The organism is Fictibacillus sp. FJAT-27399 (genome assembly GCF_001510655.1).
GTDB lineage: Bacteria > Bacillota > Bacilli > Bacillales > Fictibacillaceae > Fictibacillus_C > Fictibacillus_C marinisediminis.
This window is the reverse complement of sequence record NZ_LMVC01000006.1, coordinates 138489-163197: the sequence shown is the minus strand read 5'-3', so window position 1 is coordinate 163197 and position 24709 is coordinate 138489. Positions and strand designations below refer to the sequence as shown.

27 protein-coding genes and 3 pseudogenes are annotated in these 24709 nt (G+C 42.8%); 13 read left to right on the top strand and 17 right to left on the bottom strand.

Annotated elements, in window-relative coordinates; translation table 11 throughout:
* Positions 1 to 76 precede the first annotated feature (76 nt).
* Complete coding sequence (locus AR335_RS21030) at positions 77 to 490, bottom strand: VOC family protein (RefSeq protein WP_062239755.1); 414 nt, start codon at positions 488 to 490, stop codon at positions 77 to 79.
* 131 nt (positions 491 to 621) lie between these two features.
* Here AR335_RS21030 and AR335_RS21025 point away from each other — a divergent pair, with 131 nt between their 5' ends.
* Positions 622 to 1857, top strand: coding sequence for an aminopeptidase (locus AR335_RS21025; protein WP_062239752.1), 1236 nt, complete (start codon positions 622 to 624; stop codon positions 1855 to 1857).
* 87 nt (positions 1858 to 1944) lie between these two features.
* Here AR335_RS21025 and AR335_RS21020 read toward each other — a convergent pair.
* Both AR335_RS21020 and AR335_RS21015 read right to left on the bottom strand, forming a co-directional pair.
* Positions 1945 to 2112 (bottom strand): annotated as a pseudogene (locus AR335_RS21020) (ATP-binding protein); the annotation flags it as partial.
* A gap of 75 nt (positions 2113 to 2187) precedes the next feature.
* Positions 2188 to 2835: a C40 family peptidase gene (locus AR335_RS21015; RefSeq protein ID WP_062239748.1), complete on the bottom strand. Its 648-nt coding sequence runs from the start codon at positions 2833 to 2835 to the stop codon at positions 2188 to 2190.
* A 240-nt stretch (positions 2836 to 3075) separates the two neighbouring features.
* On the opposite strand from AR335_RS21015, the gene AR335_RS21010 reads away from it, so the two are divergent.
* On the top strand, positions 3076 to 3609 hold the full coding sequence (locus AR335_RS21010; protein WP_062239746.1) for a CcdC protein domain-containing protein: 534 nt from the start codon (positions 3076 to 3078) through the stop codon (positions 3607 to 3609).
* A gap of 232 nt (positions 3610 to 3841) precedes the next feature.
* On the opposite strand, the gene AR335_RS21000 is transcribed toward AR335_RS21010, so the two are convergent.
* Positions 3842 to 4405 (bottom strand): maltose acetyltransferase domain-containing protein, encoded by a 564-nt coding sequence (locus tag AR335_RS21000; RefSeq protein ID WP_062239742.1) that lies wholly within the window; start codon positions 4403 to 4405, stop codon positions 3842 to 3844.
* A gap of 452 nt (positions 4406 to 4857) precedes the next feature.
* Here AR335_RS21000 and AR335_RS20995 point away from each other — a divergent pair, with 452 nt between their 5' ends.
* Positions 4858 to 7335, top strand: coding sequence for a DUF6359 domain-containing protein (locus tag AR335_RS20995; protein WP_062239738.1), 2478 nt, complete (start codon positions 4858 to 4860; stop codon positions 7333 to 7335).
* Between the two features lie 154 nt (positions 7336 to 7489).
* Positions 7490 to 7846, top strand: coding sequence for a hypothetical protein (locus AR335_RS20990; protein ID WP_062239735.1), 357 nt, complete (start codon positions 7490 to 7492; stop codon positions 7844 to 7846).
* Positions 7847 to 8363: 517 nt separating this feature from the next.
* Here the strand turns inward: AR335_RS20990 and AR335_RS20985 are convergent.
* Complete coding sequence (locus tag AR335_RS20985; RefSeq protein ID WP_062239733.1) at positions 8364 to 8627, bottom strand: zinc ribbon domain-containing protein; 264 nt, start codon at positions 8625 to 8627, stop codon at positions 8364 to 8366.
* A gap of 194 nt (positions 8628 to 8821) precedes the next feature.
* Between AR335_RS20985 and AR335_RS20980 the strand changes: the two genes are divergently transcribed.
* The 4 genes from AR335_RS20980 to AR335_RS20965 all read left to right on the top strand — a co-directional run bounded on the left by AR335_RS20980 (position 8822) and on the right by AR335_RS20965 (position 13072).
* The gene (locus AR335_RS20980) at positions 8822 to 9811 is read left to right on the top strand and encodes an NAD(P)H-dependent flavin oxidoreductase (protein WP_062239730.1); all 990 of its coding nucleotides are present in this window, start codon (positions 8822 to 8824) and stop codon (positions 9809 to 9811) included.
* Between the two features lie 256 nt (positions 9812 to 10067).
* Positions 10068 to 11396: an arsenic transporter gene (locus tag AR335_RS20975; RefSeq protein ID WP_062239825.1), complete on the top strand. Its 1329-nt coding sequence runs from the start codon at positions 10068 to 10070 to the stop codon at positions 11394 to 11396.
* 19 nt (positions 11397 to 11415) lie between these two features.
* Positions 11416 to 12099, top strand: a complete 684-nt coding sequence (locus AR335_RS20970; RefSeq protein ID WP_062239727.1) for a hypothetical protein — start codon at positions 11416 to 11418, stop codon at positions 12097 to 12099.
* 106 nt (positions 12100 to 12205) lie between these two features.
* A complete protein-coding gene (locus AR335_RS20965) occupies positions 12206 to 13072 on the top strand; it encodes an NAD(P)-dependent oxidoreductase (RefSeq protein WP_062239724.1) in 867 nt (288 codons plus the stop codon).
* A 77-nt stretch (positions 13073 to 13149) separates the two neighbouring features.
* Here the strand turns inward: AR335_RS20965 and AR335_RS20960 are convergent, their stop codons facing one another.
* The 4 genes from AR335_RS20960 to AR335_RS20945 all read right to left on the bottom strand — a co-directional run bounded on the left by AR335_RS20960 (position 13150) and on the right by AR335_RS20945 (position 17324).
* Positions 13150 to 14322: an aminotransferase gene (locus tag AR335_RS20960; protein WP_062239722.1), complete on the bottom strand. Its 1173-nt coding sequence runs from the start codon at positions 14320 to 14322 to the stop codon at positions 13150 to 13152.
* Positions 14319 to 14813: an Lrp/AsnC family transcriptional regulator gene (locus AR335_RS20955; protein ID WP_062239822.1), complete on the bottom strand. Its 495-nt coding sequence runs from the start codon at positions 14811 to 14813 to the stop codon at positions 14319 to 14321. Before AR335_RS20955 ends, AR335_RS20960 begins: the two co-directional genes overlap by 4 nt.
* Positions 14814 to 15265: 452 nt before the next feature.
* Positions 15266 to 16591: a GntP family permease gene (locus tag AR335_RS20950; RefSeq protein ID WP_062239719.1), complete on the bottom strand. Its 1326-nt coding sequence runs from the start codon at positions 16589 to 16591 to the stop codon at positions 15266 to 15268.
* Between the two features lie 157 nt (positions 16592 to 16748).
* Positions 16749 to 17324, bottom strand: coding sequence for a GNAT family N-acetyltransferase (locus AR335_RS20945; protein ID WP_062239819.1), 576 nt, complete (start codon positions 17322 to 17324; stop codon positions 16749 to 16751).
* A 152-nt stretch (positions 17325 to 17476) separates the two neighbouring features.
* On the opposite strand from AR335_RS20945, the gene AR335_RS20940 reads away from it, so the two are divergent.
* Entirely contained in the window at positions 17477 to 18379 is a 903-nt protein-coding gene (locus AR335_RS20940; protein ID WP_062239716.1) for a DMT family transporter, read from the top strand.
* Between the two features lie 128 nt (positions 18380 to 18507).
* On the opposite strand, the gene AR335_RS20935 is transcribed toward AR335_RS20940, so the two are convergent.
* Complete coding sequence (locus AR335_RS20935; RefSeq protein ID WP_062239713.1) at positions 18508 to 19131, bottom strand: CatB-related O-acetyltransferase; 624 nt, start codon at positions 19129 to 19131, stop codon at positions 18508 to 18510.
* Positions 19132 to 19342: 211 nt separating this feature from the next.
* Between AR335_RS20935 and AR335_RS20930 the strand changes: the two genes are divergently transcribed.
* Positions 19343 to 19879, top strand: coding sequence for a DinB family protein (locus tag AR335_RS20930; protein ID WP_062239710.1), 537 nt, complete (start codon positions 19343 to 19345; stop codon positions 19877 to 19879).
* A 48-nt stretch (positions 19880 to 19927) separates the two neighbouring features.
* Here AR335_RS20930 and AR335_RS20925 read toward each other — a convergent pair whose 3' ends face one another.
* The 4 genes from AR335_RS20925 to AR335_RS20910 form a co-directional block, all read right to left on the bottom strand.
* On the bottom strand, positions 19928 to 20212 hold the full coding sequence (locus AR335_RS20925) for a LysR family transcriptional regulator (RefSeq protein ID WP_062239707.1): 285 nt from the start codon (positions 20210 to 20212) through the stop codon (positions 19928 to 19930).
* Between the two features lie 105 nt (positions 20213 to 20317).
* Complete coding sequence (locus AR335_RS20920; protein WP_062239705.1) at positions 20318 to 20824, bottom strand: GNAT family N-acetyltransferase; 507 nt, start codon at positions 20822 to 20824, stop codon at positions 20318 to 20320.
* Positions 20825 to 20890: 66 nt separating this feature from the next.
* On the bottom strand, positions 20891 to 21034 hold the full coding sequence (locus tag AR335_RS25585) for a GNAT family N-acetyltransferase (protein WP_199805121.1): 144 nt from the start codon (positions 21032 to 21034) through the stop codon (positions 20891 to 20893).
* Positions 21035 to 21219: 185 nt separating this feature from the next.
* On the bottom strand, positions 21220 to 21756 hold the full coding sequence (locus AR335_RS20910) for a DUF1697 domain-containing protein (protein WP_062239700.1): 537 nt from the start codon (positions 21754 to 21756) through the stop codon (positions 21220 to 21222).
* A 164-nt stretch (positions 21757 to 21920) separates the two neighbouring features.
* On the opposite strand from AR335_RS20910, the pseudogene AR335_RS20905 reads away from it, so the two are divergent.
* The 3 genes and pseudogenes from AR335_RS20905 to AR335_RS20895 form a co-directional block, all read left to right on the top strand.
* Positions 21921 to 22151, top strand: a pseudogene (locus tag AR335_RS20905) (NucA/NucB deoxyribonuclease domain-containing protein); the annotation flags it as partial.
* Between the two features lie 46 nt (positions 22152 to 22197).
* The gene (comJ, locus tag AR335_RS20900) at positions 22198 to 22593 is read left to right on the top strand and encodes a competence protein ComJ (RefSeq protein WP_062239697.1); all 396 of its coding nucleotides are present in this window, start codon (positions 22198 to 22200) and stop codon (positions 22591 to 22593) included.
* A 46-nt stretch (positions 22594 to 22639) separates the two neighbouring features.
* Positions 22640 to 22900, top strand: a complete 261-nt coding sequence (locus tag AR335_RS20895) for a hypothetical protein (protein WP_062239694.1) — start codon at positions 22640 to 22642, stop codon at positions 22898 to 22900.
* Between the two features lie 69 nt (positions 22901 to 22969).
* Here the strand turns inward: AR335_RS20895 and AR335_RS25315 are convergent, their stop codons facing one another.
* From AR335_RS25315 to AR335_RS20885, 3 genes and pseudogenes are all read right to left on the bottom strand, one after another.
* Positions 22970 to 23104, bottom strand: coding sequence for a hypothetical protein (locus tag AR335_RS25315; protein ID WP_255357619.1), 135 nt, complete (start codon positions 23102 to 23104; stop codon positions 22970 to 22972).
* Positions 23105 to 23135: 31 nt separating this feature from the next.
* Positions 23136 to 23441 (bottom strand): annotated as a pseudogene (locus AR335_RS20890) (zinc-binding dehydrogenase); the annotation flags it as partial.
* 275 nt (positions 23442 to 23716) lie between these two features.
* Entirely contained in the window at positions 23717 to 24682 is a 966-nt protein-coding gene (locus tag AR335_RS20885; RefSeq protein ID WP_062239688.1) for an aldo/keto reductase, read from the bottom strand.
* Positions 24683 to 24709: the final 27 nt, after the last annotated feature.

The window sequence follows — 24709 nt, the reverse complement described above, 5'->3', positions numbered from 1 at the left end:
TTACTGTTTTTTTGTGTACAAACCGTTTTCCTTCTGTTCACATAAACTATGACAAGCTATACCCTTTCAAAAGAAATTAATCATTGCTTCTAATATAATCACACAACTCAATAATCGTACCCTGCGTGTGAACCGGATTAATATAAATTAACCTTCTTCCATATGGATTAATCCGATAGGTATCTTTTAAAAATGTGATTCCTCGACCCTCATACTCTCGTATCGTTTCTTCAAGGTTGTCCACTTCATATGCCAGATGGTGGACACCTTTTCCTTTTTGGCGGATGAACCGTTCGATCGGAGATGTTTTACTCGTAGGTTCTAAAAGTTCTATGACTTGATTGTCCATTTCGATAACGGCGATATGTGTCTCAACCCCTGGTTTCTCGCTCGTATACTGATGAACCAGTTTGCCTCCCAGGTTGGTTGTGTAAAAATCAATCGCTTCATTTATTCTTCGTACCGCTATACCGGTATGATCCAATTTCATGAATAACACTCCCTTCTAGTGAACTAGTATACCCAAGAAGGATGATCCTTTACAAAATCTCTCCCCCTAAATTGTTCATAATAGCACCTTGTTCCTTACCTGTAGTAGAATCAAAGAATAGGAGGGATACAATGAAAACGTTTGAAGAAAAGTTGGACCAGTACGCAGAACTTGTTGTAAAAGTGGGCCTTAATGTCCAGGACGGCCAGCGTTTACTGATCAATTCACCCATTGAAGCTGCAGAATTTACGCGCAAGGTAACAGAACATGCTTATAAGAACGGCTGCAAGCGCGTCTTTGTAGAATGGTCAGATACAGAAACAAGCCGTATTCACTTAAACAACGCTTCTGAAGAGGTATTGAAAGATAATATTCCTCAGTGGCAAGTTGACATGCAAGAAAGTTTAATGGAAAACAATGACTGTATGCTCATGGTGACTGGGAATGATCCCAATGCCTTTCAAGGAGTTCCATCCGAGCGCTTATTGCTTGTGCAAAAGAACGCAGGTGAACGACTTGAAAAATTCACAAAAGCAAGACTTGCAGGTGATGTTCCTTGGCTAATCGCTGGAGCTCCGACTGCCGGTTGGGCAAAGAGTGTTTTCCCTGAAAAAAATGAAAACGATGCCATTAAGGCCCTTTGGGAAGCGATTTTCCAAACGGTTCGTGTCGATCAGCCAGATCCAGTAGCAGCATGGAGAGAGCATGGAGAAACGCTGCTAAATAAAGTGAATTATTTGAATGAGCAGAAATTTAAAACGCTGCACTATAAGTCAGAAGGTACTGATCTTAGCATTGACCTTCATCCTGAACATAAATGGATCGGCGGCGGCCATCACTCCACATTCAACACGTTTTACATACCGAATATGCCGACCGAAGAAGTATTTACTGCCCCGCTTAAAGAGGGAGTAAATGGAACGGTATCAAGCAAGAAGCCATTATCGGCAATGGGGAACATTATCGAGAACTTCAGCTTAACCTTTGAAAATGGAAAAGTGGTAGATGTTAAGGCGGAAAAAGGCGAGGATACGCTAAAGCAGCTCCTTAACATCGATGAAGGAATGAAATATCTTGGTGAAGTCGCTCTTGTTCCGTATGACTCTCCAATCTCTAACTCAGGGATCGTGTTCAACAACACTTTATTTGATGAAAATGCTTCCTGTCACCTTGCATTAGGCAATGCTATCAGTATGAACATACCCGGGGCAGAGCAGCTAAGAAAAGAAGAGCTTGAAGCAAAAGGGGTCAATCAAAGCCATGGCCACACCGACTTTATGATTGGTTCTGCAGACCTTGAAATTGAAGCTGAATATCAAGATGGAAAACGTATCCCATTGTTCACCAAAGGTAACTGGGCTATCTAAAGTAGTAAAGCGTAAGCGCCCTGGCTTAAGTCCAACAAGCGCTGGTGCTGGACATAACAAAAAACGAAGGGCAGCTGCCCTTCGTTTTTATTTTGGAAACGTGATGATAAACGCTGTACCGTTTCCTAACTCGCTCTCCACCTTCACCTTTCCGTTATGCTTTTCGATGATCCATTGTGCGATGGATAAACCCAAGCCAAGCCCTTCAGCATCCGTTCTTGCCTTATCACTTTGATAGAACCGGTCAAATATCCTTAAGTGGATAAAAAAAATGGTGCCAGGCACCACGATTACACACTTGTGTAATTGCGGTGCCTGGCACCGGTAAAACTATCTATAGCGCTTTGCACCTTCATATTTAGGGGCCCAGTAAGAGCTGTCCAACTCAGAAGTGGTTACTCCTTTAGAAGAAGAAGCATGCATGAATTTCCCATCGCCTACATACACTCCGGCGTGAGAAAGATTGCCGTTCCCTTCAACATCAAAGAAGACAATATCCCCAACATGCGGAGAATCTACAGAGGTTCCTTCTTCATGAATATCTTTCACGACGCGTGGAAGATCGATGTTCGCCGCTTTATCGAAGATGTAGTTTAAATAACCGCTGCAATCAAATCCATCCGGTGTTTCTCCGCCCCACTCATAAGGAGTTCCGCGGTATTCTTCTGCTTGGTCCACAATCGCCTGCTTGCTGAATACACCGAGTGCTTTATAGACAGAATCTCCTGCGACTCCATCAACATTCATTCCTTTTTCTTTCTGCAATTTCTTTACTGCTGACTCTGTGTATGGTCCAAAGTAGTTAGTTGTTTCATGGTATGTAAAATAACCTTTCTTTTTCAACAATGCCTGGAGGTCCTGAACGTCTGAATCATGGGTTTCTGGCTTAAGCGTGTTGTCTCCAAGTGCTGCATGGCCTGCTACTGGATTGACGGCAAGAACACCTGCTACAATAATTCCCGAAACTAATTTTTTCAAAATAACATCCTCCTGTTTAATGAATTCCTAGCCAATTCTAACAACCCATTATGACATGAGGATGAAAATTAGATTACAATGAGATAACAATTAGTAACCAACTAACAAATATACCCTAATTTAATATATTGAAAACATATTAAGTGATTTTTTGGAATAAAAGTGTGCAGTCTTTAATAGCAGAATGATATACTCCAAATAAATACATTTAGTGGAAAGTGAAATGAAGGAGGTGCTTGAATGCACATTCAACAAATGGCTGTTCCTTTGATGCTCATGGCATTTATCATTTATCGCAGAACGAAAAGGACCATTGGTTTTCAGCCTTATAAGCCAAGAAGGCTGGTTTTCAGGATGATCATTTTTGCTGTCATCATGATGGCTTTTCTGGCAAACGCGGCCATGCATCCGACTACTCTCCTTTACGCGGTGCCTGGCACCCTGATCGGAGTTGTCCTTGTCGTATTTGCAGCCAAACACAGTACATATCAATGGCGGGAGTCCCAGCTGTTTTACCGGACACACAAGTGGATCGAGGCTGCGGTCCTGATTCTCTTTTTGGGGCGTTTCTTTTACCGTTTCCTACTTCTCGCCTCTTCATCTGGTACACAATCATTGCAAAACACGCAATATGGCCAGCATTTTACAAGAGATCCGCTGACTGCTTTTGTTTTCTTTATTCTGGGAGCCTATTACATTGGATTTAACGCATATATTTTAAGAAAAGGGAAAGCCTTGAAAAAAGAAGAGTCCCCCGTCCAACCTACTTTATAATTCACACAAACAAACCAGCCGACTACTCTTCTTCAGCTGGTTTTCGACGTTTTGAGGCCAATATAAATGCGGGGTGATAAGTTCATGAAAAAGAAAAGACTGCTGGCATCTTTTTTCTTCTGGTTCTGTGATACTGAATAAAGAAACGAATTCTGTATTTAAGGACGGACATATCATCGGCATCCCCTTCCCTGTAACTTGGAAAAGCCGCCCTGGCTGGGGCGGCTTTTTCTCATATTTCAATCGTTTTTATAATTCGAGCCGGATTTCCGCCCACTACCACATTTGCGGGCACATCTTTCGTTACTACAGCTCCGGATGCAATGATGGCATTATCACCAATCGTAACGCCTGAATTGATGACGGCTCTGCCGCCGATCCATACGTTGTCGCCAATTGTAACAGGTTTTCCAAACTCACTCCCTGAATTACGCTCAACAGGATGCAGCGGATGGGTTGCCGTATAAATATGGACACCTGGCGCCAATAAACAATTATCCCCAATCCTGACTTCACATACATCCAATATCACACAATCAAAATTCGCGTAGAAATTCTCTCCAACGTGGATATTATACCCATAGTCACATCGAAACGCCGGCTCGATATAAAGATTCTTTTTTGTACTTCCGAAAAGCTGCTTTAAAAGAAAAACTCTCTGTTCATCATCCGTTTCAACTGTCTGGTTATAGATTCGCGTCAGTTTTCTTGCTGCTTGTCTTTCATTAATCAGCTCAGGATCACCCGCAAGATACATTTCCCCGGCGATCATTTTTTCTTTTTCAGTCCGTGTCATTCTACCCCTCCTTCCTGCTTACAATGTCTATTTACCATACCAAAAGACGAACAAAGAAAAAACGAATGATAAAAATTCTCTCAAAATATTACAAAACATGCAATTATTCTCCAGGAAATAATGTTCCTTTATACAAAAAACCTTGGCTGTTGCAGCAGCCAAGGTTTAATTCGCAGTTTATACTGGTACTGAATTTTCGTAATATAACTTCATTCATCCTATCTCCCTAAGGGTTCATGGCTCTCCACCATTACTTAGGTAAATGTTACTAATGAAGATTATTAACCAAGGTAATTTTCCTCATTTTTCCTCATAAGCCATTTGTAACCGTTTTTACATGATATATTTACAATAAACTACCTATTTTTTAACAAATGGGTGTTAGATTAATAAAGCTTTCTAAGCAAAATCCGCTTTTATATTTAAAAATATGAAGTAAAGGGTGAAAATTCATGAAGACAAAGAGCTACAAAAAGTTATTCAGCCTTGCATTGATTATGGTTTTTATCTTCAGCATGCTGTCTCCGATGGTTTCAAAAAAGGCCATTGCTGCTGATGTGATCTCGGTATCCGATGCCATTTCCAATAATACCGGATCCGATAAAACTGTTGAAGGATACATTGTCGGTGCAGTAAAAGGAGGAAGCGGGACATCCATTTCTTATCAGCTCTCTGCTCCTTTCACGCAAGATACAAATCTGGCCATCGCAGATTCTCCTGCTGAAACCGATAAAACGAAAATCCTTCCTGTCCAGCTGCCGGCTGGGGCAGTTAGAGATGGTTTAAATCTGAAGGCTCATCCTGAAAACCTCGGTAAAAAAGTTCAAATTACCGGTGACTTAATGGCTTATTTCTCCGTTCCTGGGCATAAGAACGCCAAAAGCTTTTCTTTTACAGGAGATACGCCATCAGAACCTCAAGCTGAACCAGTTACTGCTTCCCCTGACTCTGGATTGGTGAAAAGCGGAACAAAAGTAGCTTTATCTACGGCTACCGAAAATGCTGCGATCTATTACACTCTGGACGGAACCAATCCAACATCCAGCAGCAGCCGATACAGTGAACCACTTACCATTAATGAAGATGCAACCGTAAAAGCGATCGCCATCAAAGACGGCCTTAAAAACAGTGAAATCTCTTCTTTTAAATATACGGTCGCATTAACAGGACTTCGAATTCACGACATTCAAGGAGCTTCACACCAGTCTCCATTCGCAAATAAATCAGTTGCGGATGTAGAGGGTGTTGTAACTCACGTGGTCGATGCCAACAACTTCTATATGCAGGACACCACCCCTGACCTTGATGAGAACACTTCTGAAGGCATCCTGATTTACAAAAAGAACCACGGCTTAAAAAACGGAGATCTTGTGAAAACGACAGGCCAGGTAAAAGAATGGGTGCTTGACGGATATGCGGATAAATTAAAAACTGATCTTCCTGTTACTGAAATCAACGCAGAAAACGGGGGCTCTGTTACCGTAACGGAAAGTGGCCATGCCCTTCCAGCTACCGTGATACTTGGAGATAAAGGCAGACATATTCCAACACAAATCATTGATAATGACAATTTTGGGCTTTTTGACCCTAAAGAAGATGGAATCGATTTTTATGAAAGTTTAGAAGGCATGCGTGTCGAAGTGGATAACCCGAAAATCGTTGCTCCTCAAAACTACGGGGAACTGGTAGTTGTGACGAACAACAAAGGTAACACACCGTTTAATACCTCCGGAGCCATTAATATTTCAAAAGCAGACTACAACCCTGAACGAATTTTCGTGGATATTAACGACAGCAGCTTTATTGCTAAATCCGGAGATTACTTCAAAGGCAATATAACAGGGGTCATGAGCTACAGCTTCAGCAACTATAAAGTACTGACGAACAAAGACCAGCTCCCAACCTTTGTGGAAGGCAAAACAAAACCTGAAACCACAAAGCTGAGGGGAAAACATAAGAAATTAACGATCGCAAGCTTTAACGTAGAGAACTTCTCTGCCAACAAAGATGGCAAAGATGGGACGAGCGATGAAAAAGCAGGGCGGATTGCTGATTCCATCGTCCATAACCTGAATGCCCCTGATATTGTGGGACTTATTGAAATGCAAGATGGTGACGGACCGGTAAACGATGGAAAGACCGATGCAAAGGACAGCGCTGATCGTCTCATCAATGAAATTAAAGCAAAAGGCGGACCTTCTTACGAATATACTGACATCGCTCCCATTGATGGCAAGGACGGAGGGATTCCTGGCGGGAACATCCGTGTAGCCTTTATTTACAACCCTGATCGCGTGTCTCTTGCCCCTGGAACAAAAGGAACAGCAACACAAGCTGTTGAATACAAGAATGGCAAGCTTTCATTAAACCCAGGCCGTATCGATCCGGCGAACCCTGCATTTGAAAACAGCCGTAAACCATTGGCTGCACAGTTTTTATTCAGTGGAGAAAAAGTAACTGTCATCGCAAACCATTTCAACTCCAAAGGCGGAGATCAGCCGATGTTCGGTAAAAACCAGCCTCCTGTTTTAAGCAGTGAGGTTCAGCGTCTGCAAATTGCCGGCATCGTCAACAACTTCGTAAAAAGCATTAATGCCGATGATCCAAAAGCAAATGTTGTACTGCTAGGTGATTTTAACGATTTTGAATTTACCCCTGCCCTTGAAGAGGTAAAAGGAAATGAACTTTCCGATATGATTCAGGAAGTTCCATACCCAGAACGCTACTCTTATTCTTACCAAGGCAATGCTCAGGTGCTGGACCACATCCTCGTGTCCAACAACCTGAAAAAAGACACAAATGTAGATATCGTCCACATTAATTCTCAGTTCATGGAACAGCATGGCCGTGCGAGTGACCATGATCCAGTTGTTGTTCAAGTGAAACTAAAGGAAGACTGCGGCTTGCATAATTTAAAAAAAGCCGACTAATAGAACGAACAAAACAGGTGCTCTCGGGCATCTGTTTTTTATATCATGCAGGGCTTTTACATATGGTCTTTGAAATCGTAAAAAAATATTTTTTATCAAGATGAACGTTTTGCCATCCCTACCCGTCACATTAATAAAAGGAGGTTTTCATAAAATGAGCAGACATATTGAATATTTAAATGATAAACTTATCATCCATTTTACAGGTTTGACGGTAGCGGCATCGCTCAAAAAAGAAATTGAGGTTCCTCTCTCATCCATAAGCAATGTAAAAATAGATGACTTTAAGATCAACCCGTTAGCCTTCCGTGTAGGCACATCGGGAATCGGAAAAAACGTAAAGCACGGCCGTTTCCTCTATGACAGCGAATGGGTATTTCTCTCCTATTCCAACCATAAGAACGTCCTGATTCTGGATCTGGAAGGTTTGGTTTATAAGAAGATTGTGTTGGAATTAGAATCACCTGAGGAAGCAAAGGCAAAGATTGAAAGCTTAATGGCTAAAGTTTAGTTTGTTGAAGTTCCAAGTTGCTCGCTAGTTAACATAAATCCATTTTGGCGGGTAAATGGATGATTTCGGCGGGTAACTGGTTTTCCGCTCATCTACCGCCCCTTTGCCAAAGCCCAAAATCTCAATTTAATAGCAAAAGCAACCCAATGTTTCAATTTGGGTTGCTTTTTTACATCCAGCCTTTTTCTTCAGCGCTGCTCTTAAACGGCATCCCGATATCAAGCCAAACAAACATCCAGCTAAGAACGGAGTGCCCCTTGCGGTGGAGAGCTGCACTTCTTGCTTCCTTCCCTCAGCACCTGAACCGAATCCATACGCGATGAAACAATCTCCTCTCTGTTTTTCTTTTTATAAATGCAGTTGACACTTTTTCCAGTAAAATTGACGACCGTGTATGATCCATCTAATTACTTCATAGCTCTTTTTCTGTAAAAAATGCTAAAGTTTCACTCAGAAACCCTGAGCCTCCTGCCAAAATCACTTTTTTGGACATATCATTATCCTTCCCTGAAATGAGTTAGTTTGACTTCCATCTTTCCAATTTATGAAGCTTTCTTGTAAAAAACTTGGCCATAAAACGAGGAGCACCAAACTCCACAATCTTCCCCTGTACTCGCTCTTTCATCTCTTCTGCAGTAAGATCAGGGATTACAAAACTTCCATTCTCGTAACAATGGCTGCAATACATTCTGCTTTTTTCACCGTTTAGTTCTGTCCCTCCTCCTTTTTCATCCCTTGAGAAAGGCATTCCACAGCTTTGGCAATGTTTAAAAGTTTTCATTTTATCGTCATTCCTTTTTCGATTAGTATTTATTTCCATTCTATCATAGAAAAATTGGTATTTTTGTAACCGTTTGCTCTTGACCGAATTCCGGTGGTAAAGTACCTTAAATATAAGATATAGCCGTTTTGGTTTCTATAAATGAATGAGAGTTCATTCATTTATTTCAGCTAACAAAAGAGAGGAGAAATTCAATGTCCGCAAAATTGCCGGAACATTTCGTCAATCAGCTTGAATTGCCCGTTATCTCTGCTCCCATGTTCCTTGTTTCAAGCCCTGAACTCGTCATCGAAGGCTGCAAATCAGGCATCATCGGTTCTTTTCCGCTGCTCAATGCACGAACGAATGAGGTGCTCGATGAATGGATGCTTCGCATTACAGAAGAATTAAAACAGGCAAAGGCTCAGGATCCTGAACGTAAAATTGCTCCATGGGCTGTAAACATCATTGTACATAAAACAAACAAGAGGTATAAGCAGGATCTTGAGCTCATCCGAAAGCATCAGCCTCCTGTCGTCATCACCTCCCTCGGACATCCGGGGGAAGTGGTGGAAATCATCCATCAATACGGCGGTCTTGTGTTCTCGGATGTCATTCATCTTGGTCATGCCAAAAAAGCCGCCAAAACCGGTGTTGACGGACTGATTCTGGTCTGCAACGGCGCCGGCGGACATGCCGGAACCATTAATCCAATCGCCTTTATCGGTGCAGTAAAGGAATTTTGGGACGGAATCACCATCCTTGCCGGATGCATTAATAATGGTCAGGATATCCTGGCTGCCGAAGCACTCGGAGCTGACCTCGCCTACATGGGGACCCGTTTTATAGCAGCATCCGAAAGTTTCGCAAGCAATGAATATAAGGAGATGCTGATCGAATCATCCTTTGAGGACCTCATTTATACGGATGCGTTCAGCGGAGTAAACGCCAACTATCTCGTTTCTAGTATTCGCAATGCCGGACTTGACCCTGACCAGTTGAAGAAAAAAGAAGCTGTTGATATGTCCCATTTAGATTCCTCTGATGCCAGGGCATGGAAAGATATCTGGTCAGCTGGCCAAGGTGTCAACAGAATTAAAGAAGTAACGCCGGTTCATCAAATTATTGGCGATCTAAAAAGTGAATATGATCAAACACTGCAATTTTTAGTCAAAAAAACAGAGAATATCGTATCTAGCAAGTAAGGTACTTGTCCAATAGAAACAATAGCAGAGGAAGGTGCCCTCCTGTTCGCAGGGGGGCTCCTTTTTTTATTGATAAATAGAGTCCGTCGCACATTTCTAGTAAATTGTGTGAATGACTTAGGACAAGTTTTTTACTAGACACATATAATTACTGTATAGATGTACCTTAGTGATGAATGCTTCAGAAAGATAATCACTTCACTAGTTTCACCATCTTAGAAAGCTTAAAAAGGAAGTGAAGTTTTTGACTGAAATAATGGTGTCTATCACTGTTCTCTCCTTTCTTCTCACCTTGATTTTCATTTTTTGGCGTCCTTTTGATGTCAATGAGGCCGTGCCTGCAACGATAGGAGCGATTATCGTATTGTTATGCGGAACCGTCTCCCTCCATGATCTTGGCAAAATAGCTGAAACCATCAGTGGTGCTGCCATTACCATCACGGCTACCATTGTAATGGCAATCGTTTTAGAGAGTTTTGGATTCTTTAATTGGATGGCACAAATACTGGCCGAGAAGTCAAAAGGCTCTGGTATCCGACTGTTTTGGAATGTGAATTTACTTTGTTTTTTCATGACTCTATTCTTTAATAACGATGGAAGCATTCTAATCACAACGCCTATCTTGATACTGCTCCTGAAACATTTTCGTTTAAAGAATCACCAGAAAATACCTTACTTGCTTTCCGGAGCACTCATTGCTACAGCATCCAGCGCCCCGATCGGAGTAAGCAATATCGTAAACTTGATTTCCTTAAAAATTGTGGGCATGGACCTCTATATGCAAACAGCCATGATGTTTGTACCGGCAACTCTAGGCCTTGTTTTCCTCGTTCTTCTGCTTTATATGTACTTTTATAAGACGCTGCCCCGCAAACTGCCACAGGGTCCCATTAATTTTTCAAATCCAAAATCACATCCACTGAAGCCTGAAAATACCCCCGTTCTAAAAAATCAAGATTCCTTCATGTACAAAATTCTCCTCTTCGTGTTTTGTGTAAGGATCAGTTTGTTCGTTGCTTCTTACATCGGCATACCGGTTGAAGCCATGGCTGTTTTTGGTTCACTTGTTCTCTTAGGATGGCGATGGATCCATTTGAAAATCAATCCTATGGATATGTTTAAAAAAACGCCTTGGCACATCCTTATATTTGCCTTCAGCATGTATGTCATTATCTACGGACTCCACAATATCGGGTTAACGGATGCACTTGTTCATGTCCTGAAACCTTATGTGGCCAAGCATCACCTGTACGCAAGTCTGCTGATGGGCGGCACGCTCTCAGTCCTTTCCAATCTGTTTAACAATCATCCCGCGTTGATGGTAGGGACTTTGACTCTGACGAATATGGGCCTCGATCCCCTCACCTTAAAGGTAGCTTACCTTGCCAACGTAATTGGAAGCGATGTCGGATCCCTGCTCTTGCCTATCGGTACACTCGCCACTTTAATGTGGATGCATCTGCTTAAAAAAGGCAATGTGAAAATCAGCTGGAAACATTATTTTAAAGTCACAATCGTGGTTATCCCACCGACGGTGATCTTCACCTTGGTCTGTTTGTATTACTGGGTCCATTGGTTATTTTAAAGGTTATGGAGGAAATTGAATGAAGAATGATTTAAGTAAAGAGTTTCAAGAATTATTGGACAATACCGTCTCAATTGAAGTATCTGGCGGGCACTATCACGCAGGAGTTCTAGTTGATTTGGGACCGGACATTTTTGTAATATTTAATGGCATGGAGTACCTATACATCCCCTCTATCCATGTCCATAACATCCGAAAAATAACTGAGCTGGAAGAAGACCCGATAGTAGCTCCTGCGGAAGTTCCGATTGACCATCATACTGATAAAATATCGTTCAGAAAAACGTTAATGAACGCCAAAGGGCTTTTTGTAAAAATCTATGTGACCGGGAACAAGACTCTACACGGCTACATTACAAGCGTCATGAATGACTATTTTGTCTTCTATTCCCCGGTATATAAAACCATGTATATTACACTCAGCCACTTAAAATGGCTGATTCCCTATAAAGATAACGTCACTCCTTATACGCTCAGCGTAACAAGTTTGCCGATCAGCCACAGCTCCCTCCCCCTTGCACGCACATTTGATGAACAATGCAAAAAACTTGAGAATCAAATGATCGTTCTTGATCTGGGAGACCATCTGCAAAAAACAGGTTTATTGAAAAAAGTCTTTGAACATAAGCTTGCACTAACCAATGCTGAGGGCGAGACTGTCTTCTGGAACCTTCATCACCTCAAAATTATTTACGCGATATAACCCGCTCACCAATTCAACACGAATTGGTGATTTTTTTGGCACAATGCTGTTCATTCGCTATCACTCGGCTTGATGTTTAAAATAGAAGTATACAAGGAGGGATCACATGATTGGATTTATTGGACTAGGTATTATGGGTAGCCGTATGGCAGGCAACCTGATTTCGGAAGGACACAGGCTCACTGTCTACAATCGCACAAAAGAAAAGGCAGACGATTTACTGGACCAGGGAGCGTTGTGGGGAGAAACACCAAAAGAAACGGCCCAGCAATCTGATATCCTTTTTACAATGCTGACTAATCCTAAAGCAGTTGAAAGCGTAGCTCTTGGCGAAGATGGTTTTTTGCACCATTTGCCAAAAGGATCCATATGGGTAGATTGCAGTACCGTCAATCCAACCTTCTCGAGACGCATGGCGGAAGAAGCCAGAAAACATGACATCCGCTTTCTGGACGCACCTGTTGCAGGCTCGTTAAAACCTGCTGAGAGCGGAGAGCTTGTCTTTCTGGTTGGAGGGGAGGCTGAGGTACTTGATAAAGTGCGTCCGTATTTAAATGTCATGGGGAAAGCCATCAGCCACCAGGGGGATCATGGCAGCGGCACGTCCATGAAACTGGTTGTCAACTTAATGCTCGCTCAATCCATGGCTGTCTTTGCCGAAGCTGTCAATTTTGGAGAATCACTCGGACTGGAGAAAAAAAACGTCCTGGAGACGCTGATCGGCGGGCCAACAACTGGAGCGTTTTTAGCCGGCAAAAAGGACAAACTGCTTACCAATCAATACGAAGCAGAGTTTCCTCTCGAACACATTCAGAAAGATCTTAACCTGGTAACCGGAGAAGCGTATCATAACGGAAGTGCTTTACCCATCGCAAACCTGACAAAAGAAATATATGGTTTGGCAAACCAATACGGATTAGGAAAAGAGGATTTTTCCGCCATCTACGAATTTTTGCGCACGCCACAGAAATAAAATATAAGTTTAGGTGTTTAAATAAACAAAAAAGGCTGTGCACAGGATACCCCTTCCCATGCACAGCTCACCTACAACTATAATGTCTTCACAAATCGATCGATTCGGCGCATGGCTTCTTCGAGCTTTTGAATCGAAGTGGCATATGAACATCTTACATGGCCTTCACCGCTCACACCGAATACACTTCCCGGTACGACAGCTACCTGCTCTTTCATCAAAAGCTGTTCGGCAAACTCTTCGGAACTCAGTCCCGTCTTCTCGATGGAAGGAAAGACATAAAATGCACCCCCTGGAATATGGCAGGAGAGCCCCAATTCCTCCAGGGCATGGGTGACCAGGCTGCGGCGCTGGCGATAGCTTTCCTTCATTCTCACAACGTCCTTCTGTCCGTTCACAAGTGCCTCAAGGGCGGCATGCTGCGCCATCGTCGGCGCGCACATCATCGTATACTGATGAATCTTCAGCATTGCCCGCAGGATATCTTTTGGTCCGCAAGCAAAGCCCAGTCTCCATCCGGTCATCGCAAACGCTTTTGAAAAACCCGAGATCAAGATGGTACGCTCACGCATGTTCCTTACCGCAGGAAAACTTGTATATGGTTCATCATAGGTTAGCTCAGCATAGATTTCATCTGAGATGACGAGCAGATCATGCTTCTCTACCACTTCTGCAATTTTTACTAGATCACTTTTGGACAAAACGGTTCCTGTAGGATTGTTCGGGCTGCATAACAGGATGGCTTTCGTTCTTTCAGTGACCGCTTCCTCAATATGCTCAGGCTGCAGCTTGAACTCATCTTTACTGTATGTATGAACCGGAACGGGCACACCGCCAGCCAGCGTTACGGTTGGAGCATACGAAACGAAGCTCGGCTCAACGACAATGACTTCCTCACCGGGATTTACGACGGCACGCAGCGCAATGTCGATCGCCTGTGAGGCACCCACCGTAACAACCATTTCATCCTCTGCACTATAGGTAACGCCAAAACGCCTCCTCATGTAGCGGGAGATTTCCTTTCTCAACTCGAGCAGCCCTGCATTCGCCGTATACGCTGTGTATCCTTGTTCAAGAGAATGATAGCTCGCTTCAATGACGTTCCATGGCGTCACAAAGTCCGGTTCACCAACCCCCAATGAAATAACATTTTCCATGGATGAGGCAAGATCAAAAAAACGGCGGATACCGGATGGCTGGATTGCCTGCACGTTATTCGATAAATATTTTGACGTCTGTTCTGTAATCATGGCGACACCACAATTCGTTTATCTTCCTCATTCTCACTGAATACAAGTCCGTCATGCTTGTATTTTTTCAAGATAAAATGGGTGGTTGTGGAAATAACAGAATCGATGGTTGATAGTTTTTCAGAGACAAACCTTCCGACTTCAGCCATTGTTTTCCCTTCAATGGAAACTGACAAATCGTAGACACCTGACATGAGATAGACCGCTTTCACTTCTGGAAAACGGTAGATCCGTTCAGCCACTTTATCAAACCCTACTCCGCGCTTAGGTGTGACCTTGACGTCAATCATCGCGGTAACTGCTCCCTCATCTGTGCCCTTTGTCCAATTGATGATAGCTGAATATCCGAGAATGACTTTTTCGTTTTCAAGCTTTTTAATAATCTGTTTCGTTTCCTCTTCTGATATGCCCATCAGTTTGGCAATCGTTGATGTTTCAAGGCGGCCGCTTTTTTCAATAAGCTGCAGCAATTCACGTTCTTTCGCATCCATTCCAATCACTCGCTTTACGTAGAATATGATGAACATTATAACAAATCCAAAGACCATGGCCACCCGGAAATTTATTTTTTAATGCAGATGTAATTTCCTCGCAGTGGTACAGAGATGTATTGGAATTATTTGTTTCTTCTAGTACACTTTAAACCATAGATTACTTAAGGAGAGTACAAATGTTTAAAATCTTTATCGTAGAAGATGACAGCCGCCTTGTCGAATTACTGGAAAACTTTTTGCAGAAGTATGGATTTGTAACGTTCGCAGTCAAAAACTTTGATGCTGTGACAGCTGATTTTCAAGCGTTCGATCCCCATCTTTCTTGTTGCTCATGTGCTCTACTTTCTTTTCATCAGGCAGCGATATTTGCGCAACTTAAGAAAATCATTGATCTAAAAAAATCCAGTAAAAAAAGCATTGGAAAATCATTCCAATGCTTTTTTGCCATCTTATACAAACATATTCAGTATCAGTGCTCCCCCGAAAGCAGTGAAGGACAGAATAGTTTCAAGCACAGTCCATGTTTTAAAGGTTTCATTCACTGTTAAGCCAAGATATTCTTTTACCATCCAGAATCCGGCATCATTGACATGAGAGAACATAAGTGAGCCTGCACCCGTTGCAATGACAAGAAGTTCAAGGTTAACGCCAGACATATGTTCAATAATTGGAGAAACGATTCCCGCCGCCGTTGTTAAAGCGACGGTTGCGGACCCTGTTGCAATCCGGATCAGACCCGCAATTAAAAAGGCCAGGACGAGTGGAGAAAGTGATAAGTGCTGAGACATCTGCCCAATCGTATTCCCTACACCGCTGTCAATTAGAATTTGCTTGAAACCTCCGCCAGCACCGATGATGAGTATGATAGAGCCAACAGGAAGCAGGCTTTCTTCAGAGAATTTTTTCAGCATATTCCTGTCCATTCCTTGACGGATACCAAGGAAATAAAATGCAGCAAACACCGCGATCAGCAAGGCAATAATCGGACTTCCGATAAATGCCATAATCTTTTCTGCCCCTTTGGAAATCGCCATATAAGGTGCGACTGCTGCCAATACCATCAATAGGACAGGCAATAAAATAATAAAGAATGAAAGTCCTGTATGAGGAAGTTTTTTATAATTGGTATTGAAGCGGATCAGCTCAGGCTCCCCCTGAGGCACAACACGTTTATGAACCCATTTTGCAAAAAGCGGTCCTGCAATTATGGCAGCTGGAATAGCGATGATCAGAGAGTAGATCAATACTGTACCCAGGTTCGCCTTGTAAATGCTAATCGCTGTCAATGCGCCAGGGTGCGGAGGCACAAGTCCGTGCACGATAGATAATCCTGCAATAACAGGCAACGCGATCAATAAGATATTTTGTTTTGTTGTCTTATGAATAGAAATAACAAGCGGCAATACGATCAGGATTCCGACTTCAAAGAATACAGGTATACCGATGATGAAACCTGAGAAAAGCATCGCCCATGGCAATTTCTTCACACCGAACTTTCGAACGAAGAAATCAGCAACCTGCATTCCAGCACCTGATTCAGCCATCATTTTTCCTAAAATTGTGCCTAGAGCCAGAATACCGACTAAATGGCCTAAGACTCCGCCTACCCCAGTTTCGTAGGCGCTTACAATTTTGTCAAGAGACAATCCTGTAGCGATGGCCAGAAATAAACTGGCCACAAGTAAACTAATAAAAGCATGCCACTTTAACCATGATACACCAAGAATAACGATCACAATGGCTAGTAACGTGACGAGAAGCAAATAAGCGTCCAAAATCGTTCCACCTTTCTAGAAAACCCTTTCATTTACATTAAACATTATGCTGCTTGTTTCACAAGAAAGAAGCAACACTTAACATTTAACACGCTTAATCTTATCAAAAAATTGCACAGTTTGCACAACTATTTGCTTATGGTCTTTTTTACCATTATCATGCCAAAGTTCGCTGCTGCTTAGCGTTCCTAAAATAAACAAGATGATCGGTCCATTCCCCAAACTCAAAAATAAAATCTCTCCTTACACATTCGAATTCCATACCAACAGATTCAGCCAATTTTATAGAGGCAGTATTGTCCATATTAATGTGGGCTTCAATCCTGTGGTATCCTAGCTGGGTAAAAGCCATATTCAGTACAGCTTTGACTGCTTCTTTTCCATAGCCATGCTCCCAGTATGTATTTAATATCGTATAGCCGATCCTTCCCCATTGAAATTCATTCCGCATCAAGGTTGATAGATCGATAACGCCGACATGTGCTCCATCGTCTTTTCTGAACACACCGAGGATATAGGCTACATCCTTATCCATTAGTTGCTGGTGTTTGTTTACCATTTCATCAAACCAGGCTTCGGTATAATCAGACAAATCGATTTTGCCTTCATCAAACTTATTGCGCGATGGATAACAATGAGAATAGTGAGTGTACCAATTTCTGTAATCATTGGTTATATAAGGTCTGATCACAAGCCGTTCTGTTATTTCTTCCAGTTTTATTACACGAACCATGGTCTTCAGCTCCAACCTTTTCATTGTAAACTATTCCAAATTATAGTAACAAACGTTCTTGGAATCGGAAAGAGGAAAGAGACCTTTCCTTTTTCCGTCATTTGCATTACGATAAATGAATTGAAACCGTTTATGAGAAAGAAGGAAAAAACATGATTCGTTTATATGCTGCACTTGCGGGCTTAAGCCTTATTTGGGGACTATCTTTCGTGTTTATGAAATGGCTGCTTGAGCCTGCTGGCGTATGGGGAGTCGTATTTTTACGGACACTGGCTGGAGCACTTATTCTTTTACCAGTTATTTGGAGCAAGAGAAAAGAGATAAAAAACAAGCTTCCCATTAAATGGCTGATCATTACCGGAATTTTCAACTGCGGTTTAGCTTGGGGACTGATCTCATTAAGTGAGACAGTCATCCAGTCCAATACGGCTTCCATCCTAAATGCGACGACACCGATCTGGACCGGTTTAATTGGTTTCTTTTTGTTTTCCTACAGGTTAAACAAGCAGCAGTGGATCGGAATTCTCATTGGATTTTTCGGCATACTGGTTCTTATGGACTTTCAATTCGGCCATTTGTTTGGAACTCAGTTCGTAGGAATCGGCACAATGCTTCTTGCCGCCGTCTGTTACGGCCTTTCTGGACAGCTCACCAAAAGGTATTTGTCAGGAGTGGGCGTTGCCGTCATTACATTTTTCACCTTACTGACTGGTGCAGCCGTCGGCCTAATCGGCGTACTTTTTACCGAGCCTGTTCATTTCCAGCAACTTCTTCATCCTAAGCCGTTGTTTGCCTTGATCGGCCTCGGTTGTTTTGGTTCGGGTCTGGGCCAGCTTATCTATTTTTACTTGAATAAAAACGGAAGCCCAGAGTTCGCAGCTACAGTCACCTATCTGATCCCCGCCAGCGCCATGATTTGGGGATATGTCCTTTTGAGAGAGCCTGTTACCCCCAACTTGGTTATCGGCCTCCTCATCATCTTTGCCGGGGTTTATCTCTCATCGAAAAAACCCAGAACAAACAAAGCAGGAGTGAAACTGAAGAAATCTTCTTGAGTTAAGTGGAATACGCGCCGATTAAGCACCTTTACGCGCCGAACTCACAAGAATACGCGCCAATCTTCAACAAATACGCACCAATTCAAAAAAGAGGCACTCCATTTTTAATCGGGTGCCTCTTTCAATTATCCTCGTATGTGCTCTTTATATAGTTCTTTTATTCTCCCAGAACAGAGGAGCTTCATATATCTCTTTATTTTCTCTTCTGGCCAGCCCCACCATCTCATCTCCATCAGCATACTGATCTGAGTATCAGTAAACCTCTTCTTAATCACTTTGGCAGGGTTTCCGCCTACGATCGTGTAAGGTCCGACGTCTTTTGTAACCACTGCCCTCGCCGCAATAACCGCTCCATCACCGATTCGTACACCGGGCATAATCATTGACTCCGTTCCGATCCACACGTCATTGCCTATTACTGTATCACCTGAAGGTCTGTACCCGTCACAGCTCCCTCCCCAGTCATCATCTGTATAAAAGAAAGGATAGGTTGTCGTCCAGTCGTACCGATGACCTTGGTTTCCTGACATGATAAAGACAGCACCTGAACCGATCGAACAGAATTTGCCGATGATCAGCTGGTCTTCACCCTTTTTCTCAGAAAGGTATCGAACACAATAATCTTGAAAATGTTCCTTGTGATAAAAACCAGAATAATAGGTATATTCCCCGACTACAAGATTCGGATTGGTTACATGCGCCTTCAGCATATGGCTTTTTTTCCAGCTTTCAAACTCGTTCTTTTCCATTGTTTTTCCCTCCTGAAAAGTATTGACTATTCTTTTGCAGGAGGGTTATTTCACTGTTTTCACCATCTCTTTCACCCCAAACTTAATTATCCCTAAATTCCATATACATCCATTCTAACTTTAATCTCCATTCTAATGCCAGACAATTTTGTTTATTCTTTTTAAGGTTCATATTATAGTTACAATAAAACGATTAGAGGGGGATATTGGATTGCGAAGCAAACCAGATACCAATGAGTATAATTCCTATTACGAGAAATACATAAAGGCTCTGCCTGAACAGGACATCGTCAATCTATTAGAAGAACAGGCTAAAGAAACGCGGCAGTTGGTTCAAAACCTTACCGAACAGCAAGGACTGTTTAGATATGGGCCTTACAAGTGGAGCATAAAAGAAGTCATCGGGCATATGACGGATACGGAAGGAATTATGGGGTTTCGGCTGCTTTCGATCGCACGAGGCGATAAAGGGATGCTTCCTGGTTTTGATGAAAATGCCTATGTGGAACAGACCTACTTTGACAGACAGCCGCTTTCTGAGTTATTACAGCAAGCACAAGTTGTCCGCCAGTCTACGATACTGTTAATAAAAAGCATAGATGAGGAAACATGGACCCGAAGAGGGAATGCAAATGGTTCAGACGTTACTGTCAGGGCTATTGCTTATATTATTGCAGGCCATGAGAAACATCATCTTGGGATTTTAAAGGAACGTTATTTTACCAGCGAAGATTTTCCAAAGCAATAAGAAAACAAGCTCTCATCCCCTTTAATGGGTGTAATGAGAGCCTGTTTTTTATTTCCGTATACTGCCTCGCAGGTTTCTTTCATCGGTCAGGCGCTCGCTCGCTTCTTTAAGCAGGCTGAGGATTTTGTCCACATAAAAAAGCAGATCCTCCCCTGATTGGGTGAGCACCATCTTTTGTCCGGAACGCTCAAAGAGCCTTACTTTGTATTGGTCTTCCAGTTTTTTAACCTGGGTGGTCACACTTGATTGCGCGTAGCCCAGTTCCTGACCAGCCCGGGTAAAGCTGCCCCACTTCGCCACTTCCTTAAACGTATAAAAATAGTTTAAATCCATAAAAACCTCCTCACCATCTTCTCATCTCCCGTTATTTTACCATGGAAGCAGGAGGATTAGTCTTTTGCAGAAAAGAGTTGAGATGGTCAGCAGCTTAGATTACCGTTATTTCACAAACAGTTCCATATGGTCCTCATCATAAAAAACGCCGTCGACCTGCATTGCCCTTGTTTCCGTTCCATACGATGCAAAGCCCAAGCTGGTATACAGCTTTTTTGCGCTTTCGTTGCTTGAAACGACAGTCAGGTTGATCTTCTCGATTTCTTCCATATCCTTTGCTTTTTGGATCGCAGCTTCCATTAAAGCTGTTCCTGCACCTTTTCCCCTGCTGCGGGAGGTCACATACATGGCAAAGATATTGGCTTTATGGCTCATTTTCCTATGGCTTTCTTGTATGAGGGTGACGATGCCGACCATGTCTCCATCTAAAAAGGCGCCAAATGTATGGCTCCCATCAGCACTGAAATTTTCTTTTACTTGTTCAATCGGATTCTTCCGCTTAACCGCTTCCTCATAACTCGTTGCAAATGCCTCTGGAGAAAGCATCAATGCCTCCAGCCTTAGTGTCCAATATTCCTCAGCGTCCACTGCTGCCAGTTCTCTGACTTCCATTTGAACTCCTCCTATTTTTCCAGCGATTTGTAAAACCCTGCCCCTGTCTCTTCAAAACCTCTGTTTTTATAAAAGAGATGGGACTCCACTCTCCGTTTTCCCGGTATTCACAGCCAGCTTTCGAACGCCATTTCTGCCTGCCCACCCTTCAGCCTGTTCGAGCAGCTGCTGGCCGATCTTTTGATTACGAACCTCTTCTTTAACAACCAACGCAATAATTTTCTGCTACAATTGTGTGGGTGAACTGCGATTTTAGCAAACCGCTCCTCCATCGCTTTTGTTTCTGTTGGATACCCTAGTTCTCCCTTCAAATCTGCAAGTTCAGGGATATCCTTCTCCTCGGCTTCTCTCAATAACATATTTCTTCTTCCTTTCTATTGATCCATCTCTTCTTTCTATTCGTCGATGGTTTTCCCCAAGGCTGCCATCTTATTGACGGTGTTCCAATTTCTCATTGTGCCGGGAATCTTCAATTTCTGAACAGGAAATTTTATGTCTCTAAGGCTTTTACGGTATAAAAGATAAAGTTCCCGGTTCCTGACCACAAAATCCAGGTCCTCATTTTTATAGGGCTTCAGTATTTCAATGGCTGATTCCGCTGGCTCCTCCGGAAAGAAGATAACGTGAATCGTTTCACTCTCTTTTAATTCATAGACTTCAAATGGAACGGAGGAGATCGCTTCCTCTAACTCATGCTGAGTTCTCAGCATGACGGTTACGTCAAAACCAAATTCCTCAAGAATTTTGTCTTCTATTTTTTTCTGAAGTGTCTTCTCCTCTTCATCAGCTTGAAGAATGACATTCCCGCTCTGAATGTATGTTTTAACCTTTTGAAGCCCCATCGATTCCAAAAGTCCACGCAAAGTTTCCATCTTTATTTTTTTATGGCCGCCTACATTAATTCCCCTCAGCCATGCAATATAGGTTTTCATATCTCTTCCTCCTTTTGCTTTATTTAAATGAAGAGTCAGCTTAGGGCAGCTTTCCTAGTTTTTCATTAAAAAAGCATCAATTCTACGATGGTCCTATTAACCGATAAAATCCCTTAACATTTCAGTAAAACCAATTTAATGATATAGCACTATTATTTAAGAGTACAATAAGTAACGGGGGTGCCGATCAGCGCAGAGAAGAGTCGCTTAAAGGCATTCCTACCAAGCCGGGCTACGATCGAGATGAGTGGCCTATGGCGATGTGCGAAGAAGGCGGATACGGGGCAGACATCCGCTATGTAACTCCATCCGATAATCGTGGTGCAGGTTCTTGTGCCGGCAACCAGCTTGAAGACTATCCTGATGGAACTAAGGTTTTGTTCATCGTTCAATAAGGTAAACATGAAGAGCGTTTAACTTTTCAAAAGGAGGCACACCGATTTGATAAGTGAGCTAACCGTTTCCTACTCCCAATTAATTGTATACAACAAAGGGATCAAAAAACCCTTTTTAGACTGGACAGCTGCCGATATCAAACGTGGCTACATCCTGAGGGACGGACTCATTTCTTTCGAGGCAGTGTCGGACTACAAATGTGAGATTGCTGTCTCTTCACCTCTCCATTATGACGAAAACGCGAATTCAACGCACACGTTTTCTCTTCCTTTCAAGGTTGAAGCAGAAGGAATTATGGTATCAAGCGTTGGTGCCAACAGCTTGGAGTTCACCATTGAACCTGGTGAATATACACTCTTTGCTGATACGGTTCCACTGGGGCAGCCGAAAGCGAACGGCCAGTATAAAGTGCGCTATGAACTGCAGTTTGTACCAAATTAAAACGAAGTGAAGTGAGGAAGGGGCTGTCCAAGAAGTCTGTAAGCTGTTGATTTCCGTTCCAGGCTGCTCGCCTTTACCGGCGGAAGCTCCTACTTTCGCGGGGCGTGCGGTGAGCCTTACCGGCGTGAACGCCTACTTTTTGGTGCAAGCACCGGCGGGAGTCTCACCTGTCACGCTAGTCCCGCAGGAGTCTCGCACCTTCCACTTCAATCAACTTTTCATTGAAGATTTTCAAGCCAAAAAGTGGCTGCCTGAAGGTCAATTTTCGACTTTCTGGACAGCCCCTTTTTTGCATTTGGAAAAATAAACTGAAAAACAATGCCGCACGAATATTACACCCAAGTGCTAGAAAGCGCTCAATGCACTAAAAAAACTTTCAAAGTTCCTTTCTGTTTGCACTTCGGGGATCATTGACAAGTGTTCCGCTGTGAAACTTGTGATTCATGGCGTTATCCCGCCATGCTTTAGTAGAATCATAGTACTCCTGGTTCAGGTCGACGGGTGAGATCAAGATCCCTTCTCTATCCTTTGCAAGTGATGGCTGCAGCATCTTCTTTAACTGCGTTTACAGTAAGTTCAGCTCCTAAATCCTTTGCAAGTTCTAATTTATCATCACTCGTATCCACTGCCACAATATGAAATCCCATGGCTTTAGCATATTGGACGGCTACATGGCCAAGACCCCCGATTCCGAATATCGCTACCCAATCACCTGGTTTAGCTTCACTTATTTTTAAAGCTTTATAGGTGGTAACACCTGCACAAAAAATGGGTGCAACTTCTTCAAAAGATAAAGATTCTGGTACTTTAATCACATAATCAGCATCTGCTTTGCAATATTGAGCATAAGCGTTTAGCCATAACGCATTCCTCCCGAATATTAGTTTGCCTGCTCAACACACGCTTTGTTCCTGCTCTCTTAGTACACCTTGATTGTAATGGATTTACTTGCAGGAGTATGTGATAAACTTCACATATAAAACTAAAAAAAGACAGACCAGCGGCCCGTCCCCAAGACTTATTTACTTCCCTTTATCCAATCCGGCTTTAATATTGAGTACACTCGCTGATCCCAAATTTCATCATCTGCTGATCCCTTCTGCTTTTGAACGGTGTGAACCTCTTAAACTACTATTTCATTCACTTTCTGCAGCAACTCTTCACTCCAGTGCCAATCGCTGATTTTTACCGCCTCTGTGACATGATGCACTTTGCTTGCCCCCACGATGGCCGAAGTGACTGCAGGCTGATTTAAAACCCAGGAAAGAGCGAACTGAGAGAGGCTCACCTTGTTATTATCAGCCAGTTGGCGATACTGGCTGACAAGTTCAAAATTTTTGGGAGTGAAATAATTTTGAATGAGCCGCTCTCCCTTTGCCGCCCGGCTTTCTTCAGGAACATCATCAGCATTCTTATATTTACCGGATAACATCCCTCTGCCCAATGGGCTGTATACCATCACGCCGACCTCTTCAGACTCACAAAACGGCAGCAGCTCCTGTTCAATCCCTCTGGACAGCATATTAAATTGCGGCTGCACAGAAACGTATTTCTCCAGATTCATTTTTTCACTAATTCCATGTGATTTCATGATCTGCCAGGCGGCATAATTTGAACAGCCGATATATCGCACTTTACCGCTTCGTACGAGATCATCAAGTGTTCGAAGCGTCTCTTCCAATGGTGTGCTGTTGTCAAAAAAGTGAACCTGGTACAAATCGATGTAATCGGTTTGCAGGCGGCTCAGAGATCGATCTACTTCCTTCATTATATGACCTCGCGATAGACCGGATTCATTCTTGCCATGGCCCATTCGGATGCCCACTTTTGTTGCTAAGACGACGTTCTCTCTTTTTCCCTTCAGTGCCCGTCCGATAATTTCTTCAGACTCTCCTGTTCCATAGGGGATCTCCGTATCCTGGCCTTTTCCATAATAATTGGCCGTATCAATAAAGTTGATGCCCTGTTCCAGTGCGCTGGCTATGATGGAATGCGATGCCTCCTCGTCAATCCACCTGCCAAATGCCATCGTTCCTAAACAAATCGACGATACATCCAATCCTGTCCTGCCCAATTTTTTATAGTGCATGCTATCACCTCTTAACTACAGTTCTAC